Here is a 25,022-nt window from a genome sequence, read left to right as displayed (position 1 = left end):
CGGTTTTGATTGTTCCGGTTTCCAGGAGTAAACAGTGCAAAGTGTTGATGTAGCAATTGTCGGTGGCGGCATGGTGGGACTGGCGGTTGCCTGCGGCTTGCAGGGCAGCGGGTTACGCGTTGCGGTGTTAGAACAACATGTTCCGCAGCCGTTGGCGGTGGATGCACCTCCTCAGCTCCGCGTGTCGGCAATCAATGCCGCCAGTGTAAAACTGCTTACTCGTTTGGGCGTCTGGTCAGATATCGCTGCCCGTCGCGCGTGCTGCTATCACGGTATGGAAGTCTGGGACAAAGACAGCTTCGGGCGCATTGAGTTTGACGACCAGAGCATGGGCTACAGCCATTTGGGCCACATCGTCGAAAACGCAGAGATCCATTACGCGCTATGGCAAAAGGCGCAGCGTTCGCCGGATATTACGCTGCTGGCGCCCGCTGAAATACAGCAGGTAGCCTGGGGGGAGAACGAGGCATTTCTGACTCTGAAAGAGGGCACAATGCTGACGGCTCGCCTGGTGATCGGCGCGGATGGCGCTAACTCCTGGCTGCGTAATAAAGCAGACATTCCGCTCACCTTCTGGGATTACCGTCATCATGCGCTGGTGGCGACGATCCGTACGCAGGAAGCTCACGGCGCGGTTGCGCGCCAGGCGTTTCACGGCGAGGGTATCCTGGCATTCCTGCCGCTCAGTGACCCGCATCTGTGCTCTATCGTCTGGTCACTTTCTCCGCAGGAAGCCGAACGCATGCAGCAGGCAAGCGTTGATGAGTTTAATCAGGCGCTGAATATCGCTTTTGATAACCGTCTGGGCCTGTGCAACGTTGAAAGCGAACGGCAGACGTTTCCGCTAACGGGACGCTATGCTCGTCAGTTCGCCGCCCATCGTCTGGCGCTGGTGGGGGATGCGGCGCATACCATCCATCCGTTGGCGGGCCAGGGGGTTAACCTCGGCTTTATGGATGCGGCAGAGCTTATCGATGAGCTTAAGCGGCTACAACGTCAGGGCAAAGATATTGGCCAGTATCTCTATTTGCGTCGTTATGAGCGCAGCCGTAAGCACAGCGCAGCAATGATGCTGGCCGGTATGCAGGGCTTCCGTGAACTGTTTGCCGGCGAGAATCCGGCGAAAAAACTGCTGCGTGATATTGGTCTGAAACTGGCCGATACCCTTCCGGGTGTAAAACCGCAGCTCATCCGTCAGGCGATGGGGCTGAACGATCTTCCCGAGTGGCTACGCTAGCGTCCGTAAGGACAATCTTAAGAGTTTGAGACCCGTCACATTTTCCTCTCCCGGCCCTCGCGCCGGGATGCTTCTCTCATTTGAAATAATCTAATTCCACACCTTTTTTCGCATTAGTTTTTTTAATATCACGTTTTTTTCATAACGCCATTTTTGACATTTTTTCCATATTTAATGTGGTTTGATGCTGATTTTTTCTTCTCTATGCTGTTTGTTGTTCTGATTTATTTGCGTACTTGTGGATTTTTATTCTGTCGTCGATCTGGCCATTTTTTGCCATAAGCTAATGTGATGGCTAATTTTGCCTTATGGTTTAGCGTCTGTTTCGGTGGTAAGTTCAGGACAAAGAGAACGTTTGCGTCGTAGCCCCTGGAGCGGCTGCGGTGCTGGGTTTCGTGGCGAAAATTTCACCGCGAAAGAGTTGGTAGCCCCGCTTATTCAACGAGGAAAAGATGGCTCAACAGACTCCTTTGTACGAACAACACACGCTATGTGGCGCGCGCATGGTAGATTTCCATGGCTGGATGATGCCACTGCATTACGGTTCTCAGCTCGATGAACACCATGCTGTTCGCACCGATGCCGGTATGTTTGATGTGTCGCATATGACCATCGTCGACCTGCGCGGCAGCCGCACCCGGGAGTTCTTGCGTTATCTGCTGGCAAACGACGTTGCGAAGCTAACGAAGACGGGTAAAGCCCTCTACTCCGGTATGCTTAACGCATCGGGCGGTGTGATAGATGACCTGATTGTCTATTACTTCACTGAAGATTTCTTCCGCCTCGTTGTAAACTCCGCCACCCGCGAAAAAGACCTCTCCTGGATTACCCAACACGCTGAACCCTACGCCATCGACATCACCGTTCGTGACGACCTGTCGCTGATTGCGGTGCAGGGGCCAAACGCGCAGGAAAAAGCAGCCACGTTGTTTACTGACGAACAGCGCCATGCGGTGGAAGGTATGAAGCCGTTCTTTGGCGTTCAGGCGGGTGATTTGTTTATCGCAACCACCGGTTATACCGGCGAAGCAGGCTATGAAATCGCCATGCCGAATGAAAAAGCGGCTGATTTCTGGCGTGCGCTGGTACAAGCAGGCGTCAAACCTTGCGGTCTGGGCGCGCGTGACACGCTGCGTCTGGAAGCGGGTATGAACCTGTATGGTCAGGAGATGGACGAAGGGATTTCTCCGCTGGAAGCCAACATGGGTTGGACCATTGCGTGGGAACCTGCCGACCGCGACTTTATTGGTCGTGAAGCACTGGAAATGCAGCGCGACAAAGGCCATGAACAGCTGGTCGGACTGGTGATGACCGAGAAGGGCGTGCTGCGTAATGAACTGCCAGTCCGTTTCACTGACACTTCCGGTAACCAACATGAAGGCATTATCACCAGCGGAACATTCTCCCCAACCCTGGGCTACAGCATCGCGCTGGCGCGTGTCCCTGCGGGTATCGGTGAGACAGCGATCGTGCAGATCCGTAACCGCGAAATGCCAGTAAAAGTCACTAAACCTGTTTTTGTGCGTAACGGCAAAGCCGTCGCGTGATTCATCCTTTTTGGAGATTGATTGATGAGCAACGTACCTGCAGAACTGAAATACAGCAAAGAACACGAATGGCTGCGCAAAGAAGCTGACGGCTCTTACACCGTTGGTATCACCGAACATGCTCAGGAGCTGTTGGGTGACATGGTTTTCGTAGACCTGCCAGAAGTTGGTGCCACCGTCAGCGCGGGCGATGACTGCGCCGTTGCGGAATCCGTAAAAGCGGCTTCTGATATTTATGCGCCGGTAAGCGGTGAGATTGTTGCGGTTAACGACGCGCTCAGCGACTCCCCGGAACTGGTTAACAGCGAACCGTATGCCGGTGGCTGGATCTTCAAAATCAAAGCCAGCGATGAAAGCGAAATCGAATCGCTGCTGGATGCCACTGCGTACGAAGCATTGTTAGAAGACGAATAATGTTGTGCCGGATGGCGCTAATGCTTATCCGGCCTACTCACTGCAACGCGAATTATTTTGCGTATTCGTTTTCGCACGCGTAGGCCCGGTAAGCGTCAGCGCCACCGGGCAATTGAGTTAGAGACAATCACGATTCACTGCACGTTTCAGGAACCATCGCCCATGACACAGACGTTAAGCCAGCTTGAAAACAGCGGCGCTTTCATTGAACGCCACATCGGACCGGACGCCGCGCAGCAGCAAGAGATGCTGAATGCGGTTGGCGCCGAGTCGTTAAACGCGCTGATCGGCCAGATTGTGCCGAAAGACATTCAGCTCGCAACCCCGCCGCAGGTAGGCGAGGCGGCGACAGAATACGCTGCGCTGGCCGAATTAAAAGCCATCGCCGGGCGTAACAAGCGCTTCACGTCCTACATCGGCATGGGCTACACCGCCGTGCAGTTGCCACCGGTTATCCTGCGTAACATGCTGGAAAATCCGGGTTGGTACACCGCGTATACGCCGTATCAGCCGGAAGTCTCTCAGGGACGCCTGGAAGCGCTGCTGAACTTCCAACAGGTCACGCTGGACCTGACCGGGCTGGACATGGCCTCCGCCTCTCTGCTGGATGAAGCCACCGCGGCGGCCGAAGCCATGGCGATGGCCAAACGCGTCAGCAAACTGAAAAACGCCAACCGTTTCTTTGTGGCGGCTGATGTTCATCCGCAAACGTTGGATGTGGTTCGCACTCGCGCCGAAACCTTTGGTTTTGACGTTATTGTGGATGACGCAGCGAAAGCACTGGATCACCAGGATGTGTTCGGCGTGCTGTTGCAGCAGGTTGGTACCACTGGTGAAGTGCACGACTACAGCAAACTGATTGCTGAGCTGAAATCTCGTAAAGTTGTGGTCAGCGTCGCTGCCGATTTTATGGCGCTGGTTCTGCTGACCGCACCGGGCAAACAGGGCGCGGATATCGTTTTCGGCTCTGCGCAACGCTTCGGCGTACCGATGGGTTACGGTGGCCCACACGCGGCATTCTTTGCCGCCAAAGACGAATTCAAACGCTCCATGCCAGGCCGTATTATCGGCGTATCAAAAGATGCGGCGGGCAATACCGCACTGCGCATGGCGATGCAGACTCGCGAGCAGCATATCCGTCGTGAGAAAGCGAACTCCAACATTTGTACCTCACAGGTACTGCTGGCTAACATCGCCAGCCTGTATGCCGTTTATCATGGTCCGGTCGGTCTGAAGCGCATCGCTAATCGTATCCACCGCCTGACCGATATTCTGGCGGCTGGTCTGCAACAGAAAGGCTTAAAGCTGCGTCATGCGCACTACTTCGACACGCTGTGTGTTGAAGTGGCCGATAAAGCTGCGGTACTGGCGCGTGCGGAAGCGGCAGAGATCAACCTGCGCAGCGATATTCATAACGCGGTAGGTATTACGCTCGACGAAACCACCACCCGTGAAAACGTGGTGCAGTTGTTCAATGTTCTGCTGGGCGACAGCCACGGCCTGAGCATCGACACACTGGATAAAGACGTGGCGCTCGACAGCCGTTCCATTCAGAGCAGCATGCTGCGTGACGACGCGATCCTCAGCCACCCGGTGTTTAACCGCTACCACAGCGAAACCGAGATGATGCGCTACATGCACTCGCTGGAGCGTAAAGATCTGGCGTTGAATCAGGCGATGATCCCGCTGGGTTCCTGCACCATGAAGCTGAACGCCGCCGCCGAGATGATTCCTATCACCTGGCCGGAATTCGCTGAACTGCATCCGTTCTGCCCGCCAGAGCAGGCGGAAGGGTATCACCAGATGATCGGTCAGCTTTCCGAGTGGCTGGTAAAACTGACCGGCTATGACGCAGTCTGCATGCAGCCGAACTCCGGCGCACAAGGCGAATACGCTGGCCTGCTGGCGATTCGTCATTATCACGAAAGCCGTAACGAAGGCCATCGCGATATCTGCCTGATCCCGGCCTCTGCTCACGGTACTAACCCGGCTTCCGCACAAATGGCGGGGATGCAGGTGGTGGTAGTCGCCTGTGATAAGAACGGCAACATCGACCTCGACGATCTGCGGGCAAAAGCAGAACAACATGCTGCGAACCTTTCTTGCATCATGGTGACCTATCCGTCCACCCACGGCGTATATGAAGAAACGATCCGCGAAGTGTGTGAAGTTGTGCACCAGTTCGGCGGCCAGGTGTACCTCGACGGCGCGAACATGAACGCCCAGGTTGGAATCACCACGCCGGGCTTTATCGGCGCGGACGTTTCGCACCTCAACCTGCATAAAACCTTCTGCATTCCGCACGGCGGCGGCGGCCCGGGCATGGGACCGATCGGCGTTAAATCGCATCTGGCACCGTTTGTGCCTGGCCACAGCGTGGTACAGATTGAAGGGATGCTTACCCGTCAGGGCGCGGTGTCTGCCGCACCGTTCGGTAGCGCATCCATTCTGCCAATCAGCTGGATGTACATCCGTATGATGGGCGCAGAAGGTCTGAAGCAGGCAAGCCAGGTCGCTATTCTTAACGCTAACTACATTGCCAGCCGTCTGAAAGATGCCTATCCGGTGCTGTATACCGGTCGCGATGGCCGTGTAGCGCATGAATGTATTCTCGACATTCGCCCACTGAAAGAAGAGACCGGCATCAGCGAACTGGATATTGCCAAACGTCTGATCGACTATGGTTTCCATGCGCCAACCATGTCGTTCCCGGTAGCAGGTACGCTGATGGTGGAACCGACCGAATCTGAAAGCAAAGTGGAACTGGATCGCTTTATTAACGCGATGCTGGCAATCCGCGCTGAGATCGAGCGCGTGAAAGCCGGTGAGTGGTCGCTGGAAGATAACCCGTTGGTAAACTCGCCGCACACCCAGAATGAGCTGGTGAGCGAGTGGAACCACGGTTATAGCCGCGAAATCGCAGTCTTCCCGGCAGGCGTGGCGAACAAATACTGGCCTACCGTGAAGCGTCTTGATGACGTTTACGGCGACCGTAACCTGTTCTGCTCCTGCGTGCCGATGAGCGAATATCAGTAACTTTTCCGCGTAGTTAAACAATTTCCAGGCCGGGTAAGGCGAAGCCGCCTCCCGGCTTTTTCATATCTGGAGGTCTCTATGGGAATCGCACTTGTTACTGGCGGCAGTCGCGGTATTGGGCGAGCAACCGCGCTGCAACTGGCACTGGAGGGTTACACGGTCGCCGTTAATTTTCATCACAATATTCGTGCGGCAACCGAGGTGGTGAACCACATCGTCGCGGCAGGTGGTAAGGCATTTGCGCTGCGTGCGGATATCAGTGATGAAAGTCAGGTGCTGGCGATGTTTGAATCGATCGACCGTGAAGGGGAACCGCTGACTGCGCTGGTCAATAATGCCGGGATTTTATTTGAACAGACCACGGTGGAAAACTTAACTGCAGAGCGAATTAACCGCGTACTGGCGACCAATGTTACCGGCTATTTTCTGTGCTGTCGGGAAGCGGTAAAGCGCATGTCGTTTAAGCGCGGCGGTCAGGGTGGGGCGATTGTGAATGTCTCTTCGGCGGCATCACGGCTCGGTGCGCCATTCGAATATGTAGATTATGCCGCTTCAAAAGGTGCGGTGGACACGCTCACCACCGGCCTGGCACTGGAGGTGGCGGCGCAGGGGATCCGCGTAAACTCCGTACGTCCAGGCCTGATCTACACTGAAATGCATGCGTCGGGTGGAGAGCCGGGAAGGGTTGATCGCGTGAAATCCATGTTGCCTATGCAGCGTGGTGGGCAGCCGGAAGAAGTCGCGCAGGCGATTTGCTGGCTACTGAGCGAGAAGGCATCTTACGTCACGGGCAGTTTTCTGGAGCTGGCCGGCGGGAAGTAGGGATTTAATGGCCGGATAGCGCTGCGCTTATCCAGCCTACGGGATCATACCTGTAGGCTGGATAAGGCGTTTACGCYGCCATCCGGCGAAAAATCACAGATTCTCGCCGTTGCTGGCGATCACCGCTTTATACCACTCAAAACTCTTCTTGCGTGAACGCGACATATCCCCAGTGCCGTCATCGTGCTTATTCACATAGATGAAGCCGTAGCGCTTGCTGTACTGACCGGTGGTGAACGAAACGCAGTCAATGCAGCCCCACGGCGTGTAGCCCATCAGATCTACGCCATCATAGGTGACCGCCTTCATCATCTCTTCGATGTGGGCGCGCAGATAATCGATGCGGTAGTCATCATTGATGCTGCCATCTGTTTCCACTTTATCGTAGGCGCCAAACCCATTTTCAACGATAAACAGCGGCTTCTGATAGCGCTCGTACAGCTCACATAAAGCATAGCGCAGGCCAACCGGGTCAATCTGCCAGCCCCAGTCGGACGCTTTGACGTGCGGGTTCGGCACGCTACCCTCAAAACCGGAAATGGCATCACCGCTACCGCCTTCCGCTTTCACCGCGTTGGTCATGTAGTAGCTAAATCCGAGATAGTCGCAGGTGCCTTCACGCAGGATTTGCTCGTCGCCGTCTTCCATCCTGATGTTAAATTCGCGACGTTCCCACTCGTTCAACACATAGCTTGGGTAGTAGCCGCGCAGCTGGACGTCAGTAAAGACGTAGCGTTCACGCATTGACTCCTGGGCGAACATGACATCTTCGGGCTTACAGGAGAATGGATAGAGCGGCACCATAGCCAGCATGCAGCCCACTTTCATTTCCGGGTTGATGCGGCGTGCGGCTTTCACTGCGAGCGCGCTGGCCACGAACTGGTGATGCAGCACCTGGTACATGGTCTCTTCCGGGTTTTCATGCTCGGTATACACCACACCGGAGCAGCAATAGCCAAACAACGGTGCGCGCCAGTTACGTTGGTTATTGATCTCGTTGAAGGTCATCCAGTATTTGACTTTGTGTTTGTAACGCTCAAAGACGACTTCGGCAAATCGAACAAAGAAATCAACAACTTTGCGATTGGTCCAACTCCCATACTGTTGAACCAAATGTAGCGGCATTTCGAAGTGGGAAAGGGTGATGACCGGTTCGATGTTGTATTTCAGTAATTCATCGAACATGTCGTCATAGAACTTCAGACCTTCTTCGTTCGGCTGGGTTTCGTCCCCATTGGGGAAGATACGGGTCCATGCGATGGAGGTACGGAAACATTTGAAGCCCATTTCGGCAAACAGCTTAATGTCTTCTTTGTAATGACCGTAAAAATCGACGGCTTCGTGGTTGGGGTAGTATTTACCGGGCACGACTTCCTGAGTGATTTCTCGTGGAACGCCGTGTGCCCCACCGGTCAGTACGTCGCAAATGCTGGGGCCTTTGCCACCTTTGTTCCAGCCACCTTCGACCTGGTGCGCCGCAACCGCGCCGCCCCATAAAAAATCTTTTGCTAAGGTAAGTTTTTTCATCTGCGCTCAGTCTCAAATTAATACAATCTGATTTTGAGTCTAACAAAGGAAACCTAAATGTCACGATATAACAAAATAGCATTAATGTGATTTGTTACATCAAAAAAACAGATTGTTTTTTTACGCTATTCTTTTCGCCAGTTTGCGGCCAAGCGATTCCAGAATATAAATAACGGGGATTTGCGTGGTTATATCGTATACCCCGGCAATGCGTGTTTGTGGAACGTGCCAGGAGAGATTAAAGTCGGCGAGTTTCGCCAGACGTGAGTGTTCATGACTGGTTACAGACAGCACTTTACAGTTGTGCAGGCTGAACTGGCTGGCAAAACGCAGGATCTCCTCTGTTTCGCCGGAGACGGAAAGCACGATTGCCAGCGCGTTTCTGGCCATATCATTGGTTACCGGAAAATAAGGGTCGTCAATATGATTACTGAATTTTCCAACGTTGGAGAAAAAACGCGCGCCGTATTTCGCAAGCGCTCCTGACGTTCCTGCGCCAACAAATATAATACGTTCGGAAGATAATATAATATCAACAGCCTGATCGAGCAGTTTATCGAATTCGTCGTTATTGACGCTTTTAAAAAAGCTGATAATTTCGCTGGCGCCGAAATTAGCCTGTTGCGGTTCATTCTGCTCTAAATATAATTTGAAGCGTACGCGAAATTCTGAGTAACCTTCACACTTAAGCTTGCGGCAAAAGCGCAGTACGGTGGTAGTGGAAACGCCCACGGCATCGGCCAGTTCGCGAATGGTCATGTACATGACTTTGTCACGATTTTTGATGACATAGTTGTAGACCAGCATCTCAAGATTGTTGAGACTGGCGATGGCAGCGTGGGAGAACATACTCACAATAGCAAAACTCACTCATCAGACTTCATCTACAGGGAATAATAACATGCAGCCAAATGACATCACTTTTTTTCAGCGTTTCCAGGATGACATACTGGCCGGACGCAAAACCATCACTATTCGTGACGAGTCCGAATCACACTTCAAAACCGGTGACATTCTACGGGTTGGACGCTTTGAAGATGAGGGATACTTCTGCACGATTGAAGTTGTTGGCACCTCAACCGTCACGCTGGATACGCTGACTGAAAAACATGCTCAGCAGGAAAACATGTCGCTTGAAGAACTGAAACGTGTGATTGCCGAAATTTACCCGGATCAAACGCAATTTTATGTGATTGATTTTAAATGTGTTTGATTTAATGCGTGCACTTGTTAGCTGAAAGATTAAAATTAATTATATGATTTTTATGAACTATTTATTTTAAGATAAATATTACAGCTAACAGGTGTTCACTGGAACCATTCTCAGTTACGCTAGAGGGGCAATAACGAAAGTGTTCGTTTCTCGGGAGTAAGCTATGGTTCAGAAACCATTAATCGCGCAGGGATATTCGCTGGCAGAGGAAATAGCCAACAGCATCAGTCACGGTATCGGGCTGGTGTTTGGGATTGTCGGGCTGGTGTTGTTACTGGTTCAGGCAGTGGATACCAACGCCAGCGCTATGGCGATTACCAGTTATAGCCTGTACGGCGGCAGCATGATCCTGCTGTTTCTCGCCTCAACTTTGTATCACGCGATCCCCCATCAGCGAGCGAAAGTCTGGCTGAAAAAATTCGACCACTGCGCGATTTATCTGCTGATTGCCGGGACCTATACGCCATTTCTGCTGGTGGGGCTTGATTCGCCGCTGGCACGTGGACTGATGATTGTTATCTGGAGCCTGGCGCTGCTCGGTATTTTATTCAAACTGACCATTGCGCACCGCTTTAAGGTTCTGTCGCTGGTGACTTACCTGACAATGGGCTGGCTATCGCTGATTGTGGTGTATCAATTGGCGGTTAAACTGGCGGCGGGAGGCGTGACCTTGCTGGCCGTTGGTGGTGTGGTGTATTCGCTGGGCGTTATTTTCTATGTCTGTAAGCGCATTCCATATAACCACGCGATCTGGCACGGCTTTGTACTGGGCGGCAGCGTTTGCCACTTCCTGGCGATTTATTTGTATGTTGGACAGGCGTAACCCTTGATTTCGGATGGCGGCTAACGCCTTATCCGGCCTACAAAATGTGCCTGTAGGCCGGATAAGGCGTTAGCCGCCATCCGGCGTTAAGCTTTTACTCTTCCAGCGAATACGGCAGCGGCACAATATGCAGCGTTTTTGCGTCATCGCGAACGCGGAACACGCTGTCGGCTTCCATGTCGTTATTCATCACGACCTGCACCAGTATCTGGCCATCAGCGAGCTGTACTGCGGCGAGTACGGTACCAGTACGACGCCAGTTTTCACCCATTTTCAGTTCCAGATCTTCGCCAGCTTCCGGCACCCGGCTGGCCGTACCTGCCAGAGTCCACATGGCGCGTTTGTTGGCGCCGCGGAATTTGGCGCGCGCCACCATTTCCTGGCCGGTATAGCAGCCTTTTTTGAAGCTGATCCCGCCCAGAGCCTGCATATTGGTCGCCTGGGGAATAAACTGTCCGCTGTTGGCAGTATCAATGACCGGAATACCCGCTTCGATATCCAGCGCCAGCCACTGTTGACTGTTATTTAACTCCGCTTCGCCGCGCAGTTTCTCAACCAGGCTTTCCGCCGTTGCAACATCAACAATCAGCAGGAAACGCTCGGCAGGGTGTTCGAACCACAGTATTGTGGAAGTATCTTCGGTAATAACCTGTTTTTCGCTGTTCGGTAATTCGCTAAAGAGATTGGCCAGCGCCGCTCGTGCCTGAAATCCCGCTACGCCCAACAGAACACGCTCGTCGTCCGGCGCAATCACTACCTTCGAGAAGACCGCATATTTTTTCAGTTCTGTAAGCTGCGCATCGCGCAAGCTGCGGCGTTCAAGCCATGCAAAACCGTCACTGTTACGGAACAGGCGCAGATTGCTCCACATTTTACCTTTGGCATCACAATGGGCTGCCAGCACGTGCTGATGCTCGGTCATCTGGCTGACATCAGCCGTGACCTGACCCTGAATATACTTCTCACTGTCGACACCGGTAATGGTGGCGAGCGCCCAGTCATCGAGCGTCATTAGCGTCAGAGGTAAACGCGTTGACGCAAAAGGCTGGCGAGGAGGAAAAGATGTAAAAGCCATAATAATGTCCTGATTTGCTTAACGCAGTGATAATGACTAATGGTAAAAGAGCTATGGCCCATTGCAAGCGGTTTAAACAGGCTATTTGTGCCATATAGTTAGCTTTGCGAGGAGACATCCAAAAATGATGAATCCTTTGACTTAATGCGGTTTTATTTAGCGAATGTGCTTCCATTAGCTGATAATCCCGCAAAAGCGCGTGAAAAACACGTTACAATAGCCGGATACTTCGTTTTCGCGAGACAGGAAGAAGAACATGGATATTAATAATAAAGCACGTATTCATTGGGCATGCCGCCGCGGTATGCGCGAGCTGGACATCTCTATCATGCCGTTTTTCGAACATGAATATGACAGCTTAAGTAACGAAGAAAAACGTATCTTTATCCGTCTGCTAGAATGTGACGATCCAGATTTATTTAACTGGTTGATGAATCATGGGAAACCAGCTGATGCTCAGTTGGAGCAGATGGTGCGACTTATCCAGACACGGAATCGGGAACGTGGTCCAGTGGCAATCTGATTTACGCGTTTCGTGGCGCGCGCAGTGGCTTTCGTTGCTCGTTCATGGGCTGGTCGCGGTATTTATTTTATTGATGCCCTGGCCTTTGAGCTACACCCCATTATGGATGGTTCTGCTCTCTCTGGTGGTGTTCGATAGCGTACGCAGCCAACGTAGAATTAATGCCTGTCAGGGCGAGATTAGGCTGTTGATGGACGGCCGTCTGCGCTGGCAAGGGCAGGAGTGGACTATCGTTAGCGCGCCCTGGATGGTCAAAACAGGCATGATGCTGCGTTTGCGTTCAGATACCGGGAAACGTCAGCATTTGTGGCTGGCGGCAGACAGTATGGATGAGGCTGAGTGGCGAGATTTACGGCGGTTAATGCTGCAACAGGCCAAGCAGGGGTAATGCCAACAAATATCTGATGGCGTGCCGCTTTAGGGCCTTAGGTTTGATGCGTGAGGTAAACCGGATAAGGCGTTCACGGCGTCATCCGGCAACACGCTTATCAGGACCAGTGTTCGGCCATTTCCCCAAGAATTTGCTCGCACCAGTTCTGGATGCGTTCATCGCTGAGATCGTACTGGTTCGTTTCATCCAGCGCCAAACCAACAAACAGCTGTCCATCAGCAATGACGGGTTTATCGCTGGTAAATTCATAGCCTTCGGTTGGCCAGTAACCGACAAACTTGACGCCTTTGGTGACCAGTTTATCGTGCAGCATCCCCAGCGCATCCAGGAACCATTCGCCATATCCTAGCTGATCGCCCATCCCGTAAAGCGCGACAATTTTGCCTTCCAGGTTGAGGTCGTCCAGTTGCTCCCAGACCGCTTCCCAATCCTCCTGAATTTCACCAAAATCCCAGGTCGGGATGCCCAAAATGAGCACATCATACTGCTCCATTAAGGTCGGGGAATCATCTTTGAGGTTGTGCAGTGTCACCAGTTCGGGACCCAGGATATCGCGGATTTTTTCTGCTGCCATTTCGGTGTAGCAGGTACTGGAACCGTAAAAAAGACCCATGTTCATGACGTAAACATCTCAATTCTGCTGTAGCGTTGCGGGTAGTGTAACAGAATCGCCGCAATCCCGGCACAATGAGGCATAATGCATCAAAAATGAGAGTGGAATAAGGGGCGCGAGTGGAACAGGATCTGGCGCGCATCGAGCAGTTTCTTGATGCCCTGTGGCTGGAACGAAATCTGGCGGAAAACACGTTAAGTGCGTATCGTCGCGATCTGACCATGCTTGTCGAATGGTTACATCACCGTGGCGTCTCGCTGGCGACGGTGCAAAGTGATGATCTGCAGGCATTACTGGCCGAGCGGATGGATGGGGGATATAAAGCCACCAGTTCCGCTCGCTTGCTCAGTACCACGCGGCGCTTTTTTCAGCATCTGTACCGCGAAAAATTTCGCGAAGACGATCCCAGCGCCTCGCTTGCATCACCGAAGCTTCCGCAGCGCCTGCCCAAAGATCTCAGTGAGGCACAGGTGGAGCGACTGTTGCAGGCGCCGCTGATTGAGCAACCGTTGGAGCTACGCGACAAAGCCATGCTGGAAGTATTGTATGCAACGGGCCTGCGCGTATCTGAGCTGGTGGGACTGACGATGAGTGACGTCAGCCTGCGTCAGGGTGTGGTTCGGGTGATCGGTAAAGGCAACAAAGAACGCCTGGTGCCGTTGGGTGAAGAGGCGGTTTACTGGCTGGAAACGTATCTGGAACATGGGCGTCCATGGTTGCTCAATGGCGTATCGATTGATGTGCTGTTTCCCAGCCAGCGGGCGCAACAGATGACCCGTCAGACCTTCTGGCATCGTATTAAACACTATGCTGTGTTGGCGGGAATCGACAGCGAGAAGCTGTCACCGCACGTCCTGCGGCATGCTTTTGCCACGCATTTGCTCAATCATGGCGCTGACCTGCGCGTGGTGCAGATGCTACTGGGGCATAGCGACCTCTCGACAACACAAATTTATACTCATGTCGCAACGGAGCGCTTGCGTCAACTACATCAACAGCATCACCCGCGAGCGTGAGTGCTGACAGGAAAGGATAGGTTATGAAAAAACGTTTTATGATGTTCACCCTGCTGGCAACGGCGTTTTCCGGCATGGTACATGCAGACGATGCGGCGATTCGCCAGTCATTGGCAAAGCTGGGGGTACAGAGCACCGAGATTCAGTCTGCTCCGGTGGCGGGTATGAAAACCGTACTGACCAATAGCGGCGTGCTGTACGTGACTGAAGACGGTAAACATATTATTCAGGGACCGATGTATGACGTGAGCGGCGCAAGCCCGGTGAATGTTACTAACCAGTTGCTGATGAAGCATTTGAACGCGCTGGAAAAAGAGATGATCGTCTACAAAGCGCCGCAGGAAAAACACGTCATTACCGTTTTCACCGACATCACCTGTGGTTACTGCCACAAGCTGCATGAAGAGATGAAAGACTATAATGCGTTGGGGATCACCGTTCGTTATCTGGCCTTCCCGCGTCAGGGTCTGGAAAGCCAGGCCGAGCAGGACATGAAGTCGATCTGGTGCGCGAAGGATAAAAACAAAGCCTTTGATGACGCGATGGCAGGCAAGGACGTGAAACCAGCAACCTGCGATGTGGATATCGCGAACCACTACGCGCTGGGCGTGCAGTTTGGCGTTAGCGGCACGCCGGCGATTGTGCTGAGCAACGGCTATGTCGTGCCTGGCTATCAGGGCCCGAAAGAGATGAAAGAATTCCTCGACGCACATGCAAAACAAACCAGCGGTAAATAATTCGCGTGAAACAAAAGATACAACTTCGTCGGCGTGAAGCCGACGAGACAACCGAGCTACCTGATGACCTGCCGCCATTGCTGCGTCGTTTATACGCCAGCCGCGGCGTGCGCAGCGCCCAGGAACTTGAACGTAGCGTAAAAGGAATGCTGCCGTGGCAGCATTTGAACGGCGTCGAAAAAGCAGTTGAGATCCTCTATAACGCCTTTCGCGCGGGAACCCGCATTATTGTGGTCGGCGATTTTGACGCCGATGGCGCGACCAGTACGGCGCTCAGCATTCTGGCGATGCGTGCGTTAGGTTGCGGTAACGTTGACTACCTGGTGCCTAATCGTTTTGAAGACGGCTATGGCTTAAGCCCGGAAGTGGTGGAGCAGGCGCATGCGCGTGGCGCTCAGCTGATTGTCACCGTAGACAATGGCATCTCGTCTCACGCCGGTGTGGAACATGCCAGAGCGCTGGGAATCCCGGTGGTGGTGACCGATCACCACCTGCCAGGGGATACGCTGCCTAATGCAGAGGCAATCATCAACCCCAATCTGCACGACTGTGAATTCCCGTCTAAATCATTGGCAGGGGTTGGCGTGGCCTTCTATCTGATGCTGGCGCTGCGCACCTTCCTGCGTGACAAAGGCTGGTTTGATGAACGAGGCATTGCGCCGCCGAACCTGGCGGACTTGCTCGATCTGGTCGCGCTCGGCACGGTGGCCGACGTGGTCCCGCTGGATGCTAATAACCGCATTCTGACGTGGCAAGGATTAAGCCGTATTCGTGCCGGAAAGTGCCGTCCCGGCATTAAGGCGCTGCTGGAGATTTCCAACCGCGACCCACTTAAGCTGGCTGCCAGCGATTTAGGTTTTGCGCTGGGGCCACGGCTGAATGCCGCTGGCCGTCTGGATGATATGTCCGTCGGCGTGGCGCTGTTGCTGTGCGACAACATTGGCGAAGCACGCATGCTGGCCAATGAACTGGACGCGCTCAATCAGACACGCAAAGAAATTGAGCAGGGCATGCAGGCGGAAGCGCTGACCCTGTGTGAAAAACTGGAGCGCAGTAGCGAGACGCTACCGGGCGGCCTTGCGATGTACCATCCTGAGTGGCATCAGGGAGTAGTCGGCATTCTGGCATCGCGCATTAAAGAGCGTTTTCATCGTCCGGTGATTGCGTTTGCTCCTGCCGGCGACGGTACGCTCAAAGGCTCCGGGCGTTCGATTCAGGGGCTGCACATGCGTGATGCGCTGGAGCGCCTGGACACCCTTCATCCTGGCATGATCCTCAAGTTTGGCGGTCACGCCATGGCGGCGGGCTTGTCGCTGGAAGAGGCGCAGTTTGAGCGTTTCCAGCAGCGTTTCGGCGAACTGGTAACCGAGTGGCTGGATCCCGCCTTGCTGCAGGGCGAAGTGGTGTCAGATGGCCCGCTAAGCGCCGCGGAGATGACCATGGAGGTCGCGCAAATGCTGCGTGATGCTGGGCCGTGGGGGCAAATGTTCCCGGAACCGCTGTTTGATGGACATTTCCGTCTGCTTCAGCAGCGTTTGGTGGGTGAGCGTCATCTGAAGGTGATGGTGGAGCCGGTTGGCGGCGGACCTCTGCTGGACGGAATTGCGTTCAACGTTGATACCAGTTGCTGGCCGGACAACGGCGTGCGCGATGTTCAGTTGGCCTACAAACTGGATATTAATGAGTTTCGCGGCAACCGTAGTTTGCAGCTAATAATCGATAATATCTGGCCACTTTAGCGTCACTAATCGCTATAAAAAAGGGCGTGGATTAGTTACAATCCCGCTCTTATAACCGCATTTTGACTAGTCCAATAAAAGAAATCAGACAATGTTTGAAATTAATCCGGTAAATAACCGCATTCAGGACCTCACGGAGCGCTCTGACGTTCTTAGGGGGTATCTTTGACTATGATGCCAAGAAAGAGCGTCTGGAAGAAGTAAACGCCGAGCTGGAACAGCCGGACGTATGGAACGAACCCGAACGCGCGCAGGCGCTGGGTAAAGAGCGTTCCTCCCTTGAGGCCATCGTAGATACACTCGACCAAATGAGCCAGGGCCTGGAAGATGTCTCCGGCCTGTTGGAGTTGGCTGTAGAAGCCGACGACGAAGAAACCTTTAACGAAGCCGTAGCAGAACTCGATACCCTGGAAGATAAGCTGGCGCAGCTGGAATTCCGTCGTATGTTCTCCGGCGAATATGACAGCGCAGATTGCTATCTCGATATTCAGGCTGGCTCCGGCGGTACGGAAGCGCAGGACTGGGCGAGCATGCTGATGCGTATGTATCTGCGTTGGGCCGAAGCTCGCGGCTTTAAGACTGAAATTATTGAAGAATCTGAAGGCGAAGTGGCGGGTATTAAATCCGTGACCATCAGAATTGCTGGCGAATATGCGTACGGTTGGCTGCGGACTGAAACCGGCGTACACCGTCTGGTACGTAAGAGCCCGTTCGACTCCGGCGGTCGCCGCCATACGTCGTTCAGCTCGGCGTTTGTCTATCCGGAAGTTGACGATGATATCGATATCGACATCAACCCGGCGGATCTGCGCATTGACGTTTATCGCGCCTCTGGCGCGGGCGGTCAGCACGTTAACCGTACAGAATCGGCGGTGCGTATCACCCACATTCCGACCGGGATTGTGACGCAGTGTCAGAACGACCGTTCCCAGCACAAGAACAAAGACCAGGCCATGAAGCAGATGAAAGCGAAGCTTTATGAACTGGAAATGCAGAAGAAGAATGCCGAGAAACAGGCGATGGAAGACAATAAGTCAGATATCGGCTGGGGTAGCCAGATTCGTTCTTATGTCCTTGATGACTCCCGCATTAAAGATCTGCGTACCGGGGTTGAAACCCGTAACACGCAGGCGGTGCTGGATGGCAGCCTGGATCAATTTATCGAAGCAAGTTTGAAAGCAGGGTTATGAGGAACCAACATGTCTGAACAACACGTACAGGGCGCTGACGCGGTAGCCGACCTTAACAATGAACTGAAAACGCGCCGTGAGAAGCTGGCGAGCCTGCGTGAGCAGGGGATCCCGTTCCCGAACGATTTCCGTCGCGATCACACCTCAGACCAACTGCATGCTGACTTCGACGCGAAAGAAAACGAAGAGCTGGAAGCGCTGAACATTGAGGTATCCGTTGCTGGTCGTATGATGACCCGCCGTATTATGGGTAAAGCCTCATTCGTTACGCTGCAAGATGTTGGCGGCCGTATTCAGCTGTACGTTGCTCGTGACGATCTGCCGGAAGGCGTTTACAACGAGCAGTTCAAAAAATGGGATCTGGGCGATATCCTCGGCGCGAAAGGTAAGTTGTTCAAGACCAAGACCGGTGAGCTGTCCATTCATTGCACCGAGCTGCGTCTGCTGACGAAAGCGCTGCGCCCGCTGCCGGATAAATTCCACGGGCTGCAGGACCAGGAAGCGCGTTATCGTCAGCGCTATCTGGATCTCATCTCTAACGATGAATCCCGCAATACCTTTAAAGTGCGTTCACAGATTATGGCTGGCATCCGCCAGTTCATGGTGGGTCGCGGCTTTATGGAAGTAGAAACCCCGATGATGCAGGTGATCCCTGGCGGCGCGGCGGCGCGTCCGTTCATCACCCATCATAACGCGCTGGATCTGGATATGTACCTGCGTATCGCGCCGGAACTGTACCTCAAGCGTCTGGTGGTTGGCGGCTTCGAACGCGTATTCGAAATTAACCGTAACTTCCGTAACGAAGGCATCTCTGTTCGTCATAACCCAGAGTTCACCATGATGGAACTCTACATGGCGTATGCGGACTACAAAGATCTGATCGAACTGACCGAATCACTGTTCCGCACGCTGGCGCAGAACGTACTGGGAACCACCGAAGTGCCTTACGGCGAAGAAGTCTTCGACTTCGGTAAGCCGTTCGAAAAACTGACCATGCGCGAAGCGATTCAGAAATACCGCCCGGAAACCAACATGGCCGATCTGGATAACTTCGACTCTGCTAAAGCGATCGCTGAATCTATCGGCATCAAAGTTGAGAAGAGCTGGGGTCTGGGCCGTATCGTGACTGAGATCTTCGAAGAAGTCGCGGAAGCGCACCTGATTCAACCGACCTTCATTACCGAGTACCCGGCCGAAGTTTCTCCGCTGGCGCGTCGTAATGACGTAAACCCGGAAATCACCGATCGCTTTGAATTCTTCATCGGCGGACGTGAGATCGGTAACGGTTTCAGCGAGCTGAACGATGCAGAAGATCAGGCGCAGCGTTTCCAGGATCAGGTTAACGCCAAAGATGCGGGTGATGACGAGGCGATGTTCTACGACGAAGACTACGTTACCGCTCTGGAACACGGTCTGCCGCCGACTGCGGGTCTGGGTATTGGTATCGACCGTATGGTTATGCTGTTCACCAACAGCCACACCATCCGCGACGTGATCCTGTTCCCGGCGATGCGCCCGGTTAAGTAAGATGTGACATGCCCGATGGCGGCTGATGCCTTACCTGGCCTACAATTCGCTATGTAGGCCAGGTAAGCATAGCGCCATCAGGCAATTAATTCCCGTTGGCAAACTTGCGCAGTAATTCTCGCGCCTTATCGTTTGAAGCCTGCATCACCATCCACGGGCTAAACGCCCACGGCGTTGCATCAATCCCGCTTAACACATCCTCAAGATTGCTCCACTGGTAATCCATCACTTCATCCGCATTTGGCTGTAGTTGGCTGATAAGCTGCGCGGCATAGACCGGACAAACTTCGTTCTCCATAATTCCATTGGGATCCGTAGCGCAATAACGGAAATCCGCATATACAGAGGCGAGCGCGGTAATGTCTGCGCTCAGTTCAAAACGGGCGCGGCGGATAACGGCATCTTCGGTTGTCTCCCCCGACTGCGGATGGCCACAGACAGAGTTTGTCCAGACGCCAGGCCAGGCTTTTTTGTGCAGTGAACGGCGCGTCACCAGCAGTTGTCCCTGGTCGTTAAATATCCAGCAGGAAAACGCGAGATGCAAAGGGGTGTTGAAGGTATGGGCGGCATACTTTTCCAGCATGCCTGACGGTTTATTTTGCTCGTCCAGCAAAATGACATGTTCCCCGGCCATGACAACTCCTGAAAATAAAAAATGACCCGACACAAACCCGCCGGGTCATGCACTCAGGCCACTAGGGTAGCCCATAAATGGGACAAAGGCATTACCAAAACAAGCCCTGGCAACATGTTGGCGACCGGGAAAAGTTTAATGTTACAGATACGCAAACCGGTGGCCACCATCAGCAGTCCGCCAGCACAAGAGAAATCCGCCATCATGTCAGGAGTGATCATCGGCAGGATAATCACTGCCAGCATCGCCAGCGCTACCTGAATAATGATTTGTGGGATGGCGATGGTCATAACCGCGTAGCCGAGAAGTGTGGCAAAAATCCCTGCGGTAAACAGATCGAGGATCGTTTTGATGTACAGAATTGATGGGTCGCCGCTCATCCCTTCGGTCATCGCCCCGAAAATCCCGGTGCCACTGGCGCAAAACAGTACCAGGATGGCGACAAATTTCTCTGTGAACTCTTCGTGACCCAGGCCATTAACTGGCGGCAGAACTTTGTTGATTAAACCGCGCGTGGAGCCAGCGGCTTTACCAATTCCTTTTTCCAGATGCAGCAATTCACCGAGAATGGCGCCGATCACCATTGCCAGCACCACTGCTGGCATATATTTCACTTTCAGTACCAGCGTGATACCCAGACCAACGGAGCAAAGCCCGAAAGTCATCGGCAGCGCCGTTTTCACACGTTCAGGGAGCTTGCCGCCCGCCATTGCGCCAACTAGCCCGCCAAGAATGACGGCGGAACCATTTACATATGGGCCGATTAACATTGAGAAATGTCCTGTTAAGTAAAATTTAGCTCGCCTTCACCCCAGCGGGGGATATTGTTGACTTCAAGGTCGAACAGATCGAGCGCACGATTAACGCTATGGGTGATGATGTCGTCCGCCGTTTGCGGACGCTGATACAGCGCCGGAACCGGCGGAAAGATGATCCCGCCCATTTCAGTTACTGAGGCCATATTGCGAATATGGCCGAGGTTCAGCGGCGTTTCTCTGGCCAGCAGCACCAGACGACGACGCTCTTTCAGCACCACGTCCGCCGCCCGGGTCAGCAGGTTGTCCGTCAGGCAGTGGGCGATTGCGCCCAAAGAGCGCATGGAACATGGTGCGATCAGCATCCCCAGTGTTTTAAATGAACCGCTGGAGATAGCCGCCCCCAGATCCGCGATGGGATGTACCACGTCAGCCATCGCTGTCACATCGTCCAGGCGGTAATCTGTCTCCAGTTCGCAGGTTTTTTCTGCTCCTTTTGAGACCACCAGATGGACTTCAACGGGGTGTTGGCGAAGCAACTCCAGCGCCTTAACGCCGTACTGAAACCCGGAGGCCCCACTGATCCCAATGATGATGCGTGCTGTCATGGTGGTCTCCTTTACTCGAAATCCGGCAGGAAGCGCTTCACGTCCACATCTTTAAATTTGGAACGCTGGAAGTTGTGCTTCAGGTGGAATGGCACCGTACAGTCGAAAATGGTTTTGCAGGACATTCCCTGTTGCAGGATGCTCGGGCTGTATTCCGGCACCTGTGACGGATCGAGCGGGTGGCAACGAACGCCAGGGATCGTAATGGTGTCAACATCCCCTTGGTAGCGGGTTTGCATGGCCCAGAGAACGTCGTCGCTATCGAAAATATCTACATCCTCATCCACCAGGATGACGTGCTTGAGTTCTGGGAATGCAGAGAAAGCCAGTAGAGCAGCCTGGCGCTGCCGGCCTTCATCTGTCGGAGAAGATTTTTTAAACTGCAGAATCGCCAGAAGTTTGCCACCGCCCGCCGAGTGGGCGAAAACATTGAGTAGTTTGCCCGGCATGGCGCGTTCTACCATATCCAGAATGCTGGCTTCAGTCGGAATACCGGCCAAATTGACATGTTCTTCGCCAGGTCCGACGGTGGTGCGCCAGATGGGGTTAATGCGGTGAGTAACGGCTTTCACTTTGATCACCGGAATAGCCTCTTTCGCTTCGCCGGTATAACCCGGAAACTCAGGCATTGCGCGCCCGGTATGGGTGTTCTGATCTTCGCGTACGCGTGCGTTTGGCAGCAGTTCGCCTTCAATGACGATCTCCGCATGAGCGATAGCTTTTTCGTTGATGGTTTTACACTGCACCATCTCAACGGCTTTGCCGCGCAGCGCGCCCGCAATGCTCAATTCGTTGAAGCCCAGTGGGGTGGTTGGCGGCTCAAAACAGGCGGCAATTTCAATCGCCGGATCCACGCCGATGCTGATTGAAATCGGTAGCGGCTGACCTGCGGCTTCTGCTTTCATGCGGAAAGCATCAATATGGCGACCAGGGGTCAGCCACATGGACAGTTCGTCGCGGCTCTGTACACACAAGCGGTGAATGGTGATATCGGATTCGTGAGTTTCCGGGTCTGAGGCGTAGCACAGGCCCATGGTAATATAGGGACCAGCGTCTTCTTCTGTATTGGTCGGAGCGGGTAATAGTTTACGCAGATCGAAATCGGCATCGCTCGCCAGATGCACCACTTCCTGACATTCCGCCGCGCCCTGAGTCATGACTGGCGCTATGGCGTTTTCCACAGAATCTTTCAGCAGATGCCCTAGTTTTGCTGGTTCGCACTGCAGAAAATGGCTGACGCGCTGGCGCGAACCGTTGAGGCCAATTGCCACGCTGATATCGTGAAATCCTTTGATTTTATTAAATACCATCACCGGCCCGTTCTTGCGGGTCGGGCGCTGGCAGGTTCCGCCCGCGCCCACATAACGATACACCCCAGAGAGTTCCGCGTGCGGGTCGACTTCGGTATCGGTTTCAACGTATTCACCGGGAAGTGTTTTCAGTAGTTGGAGCGCAGAGCGTAAATCATGCACCGTTGAGGGAGATTTGTTATCAGTATTTGCCATGGGATGGTTCCTTCGGAAAAGATGTTTCGTTGTCTGCACAATATTTTCCGTGGCGCTTTTACACAAATACCGTTTACCGGATAGTTAGTAGATCAAAAAAGTTTATTTTAATGACCTGTTAAATAATGATTAATTAACATGAGATGTAGCGGGCTGGCTTTTTATTTTTTTGGGTAAGTGTGATACTGGCGATACGTTAAACCACGGGTGATGATGATGGATTTAAAGCGCTTACGGTATTTTTGTCGGGTGGTGGAACAAGGGTCGGTCAGCCAGGCGGCGAAATCGTTGAACATGGCGCAACCCCCCCTCAGCAAGCGGATTCAGGAGCTGGAAGAAGAACTTCAGGTCTCGCTCTTTGTTCGCCGTGGAAATCGTATTGAACCCACGGAGGCCGGTTTTTTTCTCTATCGCAAAGGATGTGAAATATTACGTCAGGTGGAGGATACCGCCAGGGAAACGACAGATATTGCACAAAAAAACAGAGCCGAATTAAGAATAGGTTTAACTCATCTCTACCAGAACTATTTTAAAGCACTGTTGATGGAAGTTTACCGACGTAATCCGGATACGGCGATCAATATTTCTGTTACCGACTCCAGCCATCTTGAGACATTATTAACGGAAGGGGGAATCGATATTGCTTTAATACAGCGTCCCTATCGCAGTGAAGGCTTTGATTATGTGTCGTTTGATCCGATTAAGCTGGTGGCGGTAATTAATAAAAAATGCCTGCCGGGCCCTCCTGCAAATCCCTATAACTACACTGCGCTGGCGGAGATGCCGTTGGTGCTGCTGCATCGGGCAAAGGATTCAGGGACTTACGAGATGCTGATGGATCTGTTTCGTAAATCCGGAGTAAGCGCAAAAGTGATCATGCATATTACGCAACCGGGGGTCATTCTCGACTGGCTGGAGTCCGGCCTTGAGGCTGCGACGTTATTACCGTCTTCGGAAGTCGATGCTGATAAACTTAGCCAATGTTACGTGGTAGACGTTTTTCCTTCGCCACAAATATTTTATCCTGCGCTGGTGAAATTACCCTCTATGCCTTATCTACCCGCGTTAATGGATATTATCGCACAGGGATATCCGTTTAACCCTACCGATTGAAGCGTAGCGATTGGGGATCGTCCGGCTGGCTGGTATGATAATGACCTCTGATTTCGAGGTAAACGTTGTGTTGAGTGCAGAATGGCTGATGAATAAACGTTTTTATATCACGATAATGTTGGTGAGCAGCCTGATCCTGGCAGGGTGTTCCAGTTCATCTGATTCCGGTTCCACGTATACTGTGAAGCGCGGTGATACGCTGTACGCCATTTCACGCTCTACTGGCACCAGCGTTCGGGATCTCGCCCGTCTGAACAACATTTCCCCCCCTTATACCATTGAGGTGGGGCAAAAGCTGAAGCTTAACGGTGATGCGAAAACCAGTACAACAGCGCGTAAAGCAACCGCGAAATCCTCGAGCAAATCTTCTACCAAAACGGCTGCCGTCAGACCGTCTTCTTCTGTACCTCAGTCGTCCTGGCCGCCGGTAGGACAACGCTGCTGGCAGTGGCCCGCCAGCGGTAAGGTGATCCTGCCTTATTCCACGGCGGACGGCGGTAATAAGGGCATTGATATTTCTGCTGCACGCGGTACGCCGATTTATGCGGCCGGAGCCGGGAAAGTGGTCTATGTCGGCAATCAACTGCGGGGCTATGGCAACCTCATCATGATTAAGCACAGTGAGGATTACATCACTGCCTATGCGCATAATGACACCATGCTGGTGAACAACGGTCAAAACGTGAAAGCCGGGCAGAAGATCGCCACGATGGGCAGCACGGATGCGACGACGGTGCGTCTGCATTTCCAGATCCGTTATCGCGCAACGGCTATCGATCCGCTGCGTTATTTACCGCCGCAGGGCAGTAAGCCAAAATGCTGACGGTGAATTAATCGCCAGTCAGTCGGTTCGTCCCTTGCCAAGAAGAGCGTAAGGTTTATAATCCCTTACGCACTTCAATGCGGGCGTAGTTCAATGGTAGAACGAGAGCTTCCCAAGCTCTATACGAGGGTTCGATTCCCTTCGCCCGCTCCAG

25 protein-coding genes and 1 tRNA gene are annotated in these 25,022 nt (G+C 53.1%); 17 read left to right on the top strand and 9 right to left on the bottom strand.

The window, feature by feature from the left end; genetic code table 11:
* Positions 1–34 precede the first annotated feature (34 nt).
* The 5 genes from ubiI to JSN25_RS01405 all read left to right on the top strand — a co-directional run bounded on the left by ubiI (position 35) and on the right by JSN25_RS01405 (position 7,056).
* Positions 35–1,237 carry an FAD-dependent 2-octaprenylphenol hydroxylase gene (ubiI, locus tag JSN25_RS01425; protein ID WP_204525401.1) on the top strand — a complete coding sequence of 401 codons (1,203 nt, stop codon included), beginning with the start codon at positions 35–37 and terminating at the stop codon, positions 1,235–1,237.
* Positions 1,238–1,689: 452 nt separating this feature from the next.
* Positions 1,690–2,784: a glycine cleavage system aminomethyltransferase GcvT gene (gene gcvT, locus JSN25_RS01420; RefSeq protein ID WP_110496904.1), complete on the top strand. Its 1,095-nt coding sequence runs from the start codon at positions 1,690–1,692 to the stop codon at positions 2,782–2,784.
* A 24-nt stretch (positions 2,785–2,808) separates the two neighbouring features.
* Complete coding sequence (gcvH, locus tag JSN25_RS01415; protein WP_006686886.1) at positions 2,809–3,198, top strand: glycine cleavage system protein GcvH; 390 nt, start codon at positions 2,809–2,811, stop codon at positions 3,196–3,198.
* 162 nt (positions 3,199–3,360) lie between these two features.
* Positions 3,361–6,234: an aminomethyl-transferring glycine dehydrogenase gene (gcvP, locus tag JSN25_RS01410; protein ID WP_150345406.1), complete on the top strand. Its 2,874-nt coding sequence runs from the start codon at positions 3,361–3,363 to the stop codon at positions 6,232–6,234.
* 78 nt (positions 6,235–6,312) lie between these two features.
* The gene (locus tag JSN25_RS01405; RefSeq protein ID WP_204525400.1) at positions 6,313–7,056 is read left to right on the top strand and encodes an SDR family oxidoreductase; all 744 of its coding nucleotides are present in this window, start codon (positions 6,313–6,315) and stop codon (positions 7,054–7,056) included.
* A 93-nt stretch (positions 7,057–7,149) separates the two neighbouring features.
* On the opposite strand, the gene bglA is transcribed toward JSN25_RS01405, so the two are convergent.
* Positions 7,150–8,583 (bottom strand): 6-phospho-beta-glucosidase BglA, encoded by a 1,434-nt coding sequence (gene bglA / locus JSN25_RS01400; RefSeq protein WP_038633498.1) that lies wholly within the window; start codon positions 8,581–8,583, stop codon positions 7,150–7,152.
* Between the two features lie 120 nt (positions 8,584–8,703).
* Positions 8,704–9,432, bottom strand: coding sequence for a MurR/RpiR family transcriptional regulator (locus JSN25_RS01395; RefSeq protein ID WP_061382417.1), 729 nt, complete (start codon positions 9,430–9,432; stop codon positions 8,704–8,706).
* A gap of 52 nt (positions 9,433–9,484) precedes the next feature.
* Between JSN25_RS01395 and yqfB the strand changes: the two genes are divergently transcribed.
* A complete protein-coding gene (yqfB, locus tag JSN25_RS01390; RefSeq protein WP_085048763.1) occupies positions 9,485–9,796 on the top strand; it encodes a N(4)-acetylcytidine aminohydrolase in 312 nt (103 codons plus the stop codon).
* Between the two features lie 163 nt (positions 9,797–9,959).
* Positions 9,960–10,619 (top strand): PAQR family membrane homeostasis protein TrhA, encoded by a 660-nt coding sequence (trhA, locus tag JSN25_RS01385; protein ID WP_038633489.1) that lies wholly within the window; start codon positions 9,960–9,962, stop codon positions 10,617–10,619.
* 94 nt (positions 10,620–10,713) lie between these two features.
* Here trhA and ygfZ read toward each other — a convergent pair whose 3' ends face one another.
* Entirely contained in the window at positions 10,714–11,694 is a 981-nt protein-coding gene (ygfZ, locus tag JSN25_RS01380) for a tRNA-modifying protein YgfZ (RefSeq protein WP_069324821.1), read from the bottom strand.
* Between the two features lie 256 nt (positions 11,695–11,950).
* Here ygfZ and sdhE point away from each other — a divergent pair, with 256 nt between their 5' ends.
* Together sdhE and JSN25_RS01370 are read left to right on the top strand one after the other, a co-directional pair.
* Positions 11,951–12,217, top strand: coding sequence for an FAD assembly factor SdhE (sdhE, locus tag JSN25_RS01375; RefSeq protein WP_204525399.1), 267 nt, complete (start codon positions 11,951–11,953; stop codon positions 12,215–12,217).
* Positions 12,198–12,605, top strand: a complete 408-nt coding sequence (locus JSN25_RS01370; protein WP_038633481.1) for a protein YgfX — start codon at positions 12,198–12,200, stop codon at positions 12,603–12,605. The genes sdhE and JSN25_RS01370 overlap by 20 nt, the downstream gene beginning before the upstream one ends.
* 100 nt (positions 12,606–12,705) lie before the next feature.
* Here JSN25_RS01370 and fldB read toward each other — a convergent pair whose 3' ends face one another.
* Complete coding sequence (gene fldB / locus JSN25_RS01365; protein WP_038633478.1) at positions 12,706–13,227, bottom strand: flavodoxin FldB; 522 nt, start codon at positions 13,225–13,227, stop codon at positions 12,706–12,708.
* 113 nt (positions 13,228–13,340) lie between these two features.
* On the opposite strand from fldB, the gene xerD reads away from it, so the two are divergent.
* The 5 genes from xerD (at position 13,341) to lysS (ending at position 19,430) form a co-directional block, all read left to right on the top strand.
* Complete coding sequence (gene xerD / locus JSN25_RS01360; RefSeq protein ID WP_204525398.1) at positions 13,341–14,237, top strand: site-specific tyrosine recombinase XerD; 897 nt, start codon at positions 13,341–13,343, stop codon at positions 14,235–14,237.
* A gap of 23 nt (positions 14,238–14,260) precedes the next feature.
* Positions 14,261–14,974, top strand: a complete 714-nt coding sequence (dsbC, locus tag JSN25_RS01355) for a bifunctional protein-disulfide isomerase/oxidoreductase DsbC (RefSeq protein WP_061382414.1) — start codon at positions 14,261–14,263, stop codon at positions 14,972–14,974.
* Between the two features lie 5 nt (positions 14,975–14,979).
* Entirely contained in the window at positions 14,980–16,713 is a 1,734-nt protein-coding gene (gene recJ / locus JSN25_RS01350) for a single-stranded-DNA-specific exonuclease RecJ (RefSeq protein WP_069324822.1), read from the top strand.
* Between the two features lie 91 nt (positions 16,714–16,804).
* Positions 16,805–17,903, top strand: a protein-coding gene (gene prfB, locus JSN25_RS01345; protein WP_100194817.1) for a peptide chain release factor 2 whose coding sequence is annotated in 2 segments (ribosomal slippage) — positions 16,805–16,879 and positions 16,881–17,903 — 1,098 coding nt in all. Because the reading frame shifts where the segments join, the coding sequence is not laid out codon by codon here.
* Between the two features lie 9 nt (positions 17,904–17,912).
* Positions 17,913–19,430, top strand: coding sequence for a lysine--tRNA ligase (lysS, locus tag JSN25_RS01340; protein WP_006686909.1), 1,518 nt, complete (start codon positions 17,913–17,915; stop codon positions 19,428–19,430).
* A gap of 85 nt (positions 19,431–19,515) precedes the next feature.
* Here lysS and idi read toward each other — a convergent pair whose 3' ends face one another.
* From idi to JSN25_RS22310, 5 genes are all read right to left on the bottom strand, one after another.
* Positions 19,516–20,064: an isopentenyl-diphosphate Delta-isomerase gene (gene idi, locus JSN25_RS01335; RefSeq protein ID WP_069324823.1), complete on the bottom strand. Its 549-nt coding sequence runs from the start codon at positions 20,062–20,064 to the stop codon at positions 19,516–19,518.
* A gap of 53 nt (positions 20,065–20,117) precedes the next feature.
* On the bottom strand, positions 20,118–20,834 hold the full coding sequence (locus JSN25_RS01330; protein WP_038633463.1) for a DUF554 domain-containing protein: 717 nt from the start codon (positions 20,832–20,834) through the stop codon (positions 20,118–20,120).
* Positions 20,835–20,848: 14 nt separating this feature from the next.
* Positions 20,849–21,427, bottom strand: coding sequence for a UbiX family flavin prenyltransferase (locus JSN25_RS01325; protein WP_137351608.1), 579 nt, complete (start codon positions 21,425–21,427; stop codon positions 20,849–20,851).
* 11 nt (positions 21,428–21,438) lie between these two features.
* A complete protein-coding gene (locus JSN25_RS01320) occupies positions 21,439–22,932 on the bottom strand; it encodes a UbiD family decarboxylase (protein ID WP_204525397.1) in 1,494 nt (497 codons plus the stop codon).
* A 161-nt stretch (positions 22,933–23,093) separates the two neighbouring features.
* A complete protein-coding gene (locus tag JSN25_RS22310; RefSeq protein WP_255366011.1) occupies positions 23,094–23,228 on the bottom strand; it encodes a hypothetical protein in 135 nt (44 codons plus the stop codon).
* On the opposite strand from JSN25_RS22310, the gene JSN25_RS01315 reads away from it, so the two are divergent.
* The 3 genes from JSN25_RS01315 (at position 23,182) to JSN25_RS01305 (ending at position 25,021) form a co-directional block, all read left to right on the top strand.
* A complete protein-coding gene (locus JSN25_RS01315) occupies positions 23,182–24,045 on the top strand; it encodes a LysR family transcriptional regulator (RefSeq protein ID WP_223229509.1) in 864 nt (287 codons plus the stop codon). The two genes, JSN25_RS22310 and JSN25_RS01315, sit on opposite strands and share 47 nt — an antisense overlap.
* An 88-nt stretch (positions 24,046–24,133) precedes the next feature.
* Positions 24,134–24,868 carry an amidase activator ActS gene (gene actS / locus JSN25_RS01310; protein ID WP_038642856.1) on the top strand — a complete coding sequence of 245 codons (735 nt, stop codon included), beginning with the start codon at positions 24,134–24,136 and terminating at the stop codon, positions 24,866–24,868.
* Positions 24,869–24,947: 79 nt separating this feature from the next.
* A tRNA-Gly gene (locus tag JSN25_RS01305) sits at positions 24,948–25,021 on the top strand.
* The last annotated feature ends 1 nt before the right edge of the window (position 25,022 follow it).

The organism is Citrobacter cronae, from assembly GCF_016893685.1.
Classification (GTDB): Bacteria; Pseudomonadota; Gammaproteobacteria; order Enterobacterales; family Enterobacteriaceae; genus Citrobacter; species Citrobacter werkmanii.
Note: the sequence above shows the minus strand (reverse complement) of the source record. Positions and strands in the feature narration are given on the sequence as shown.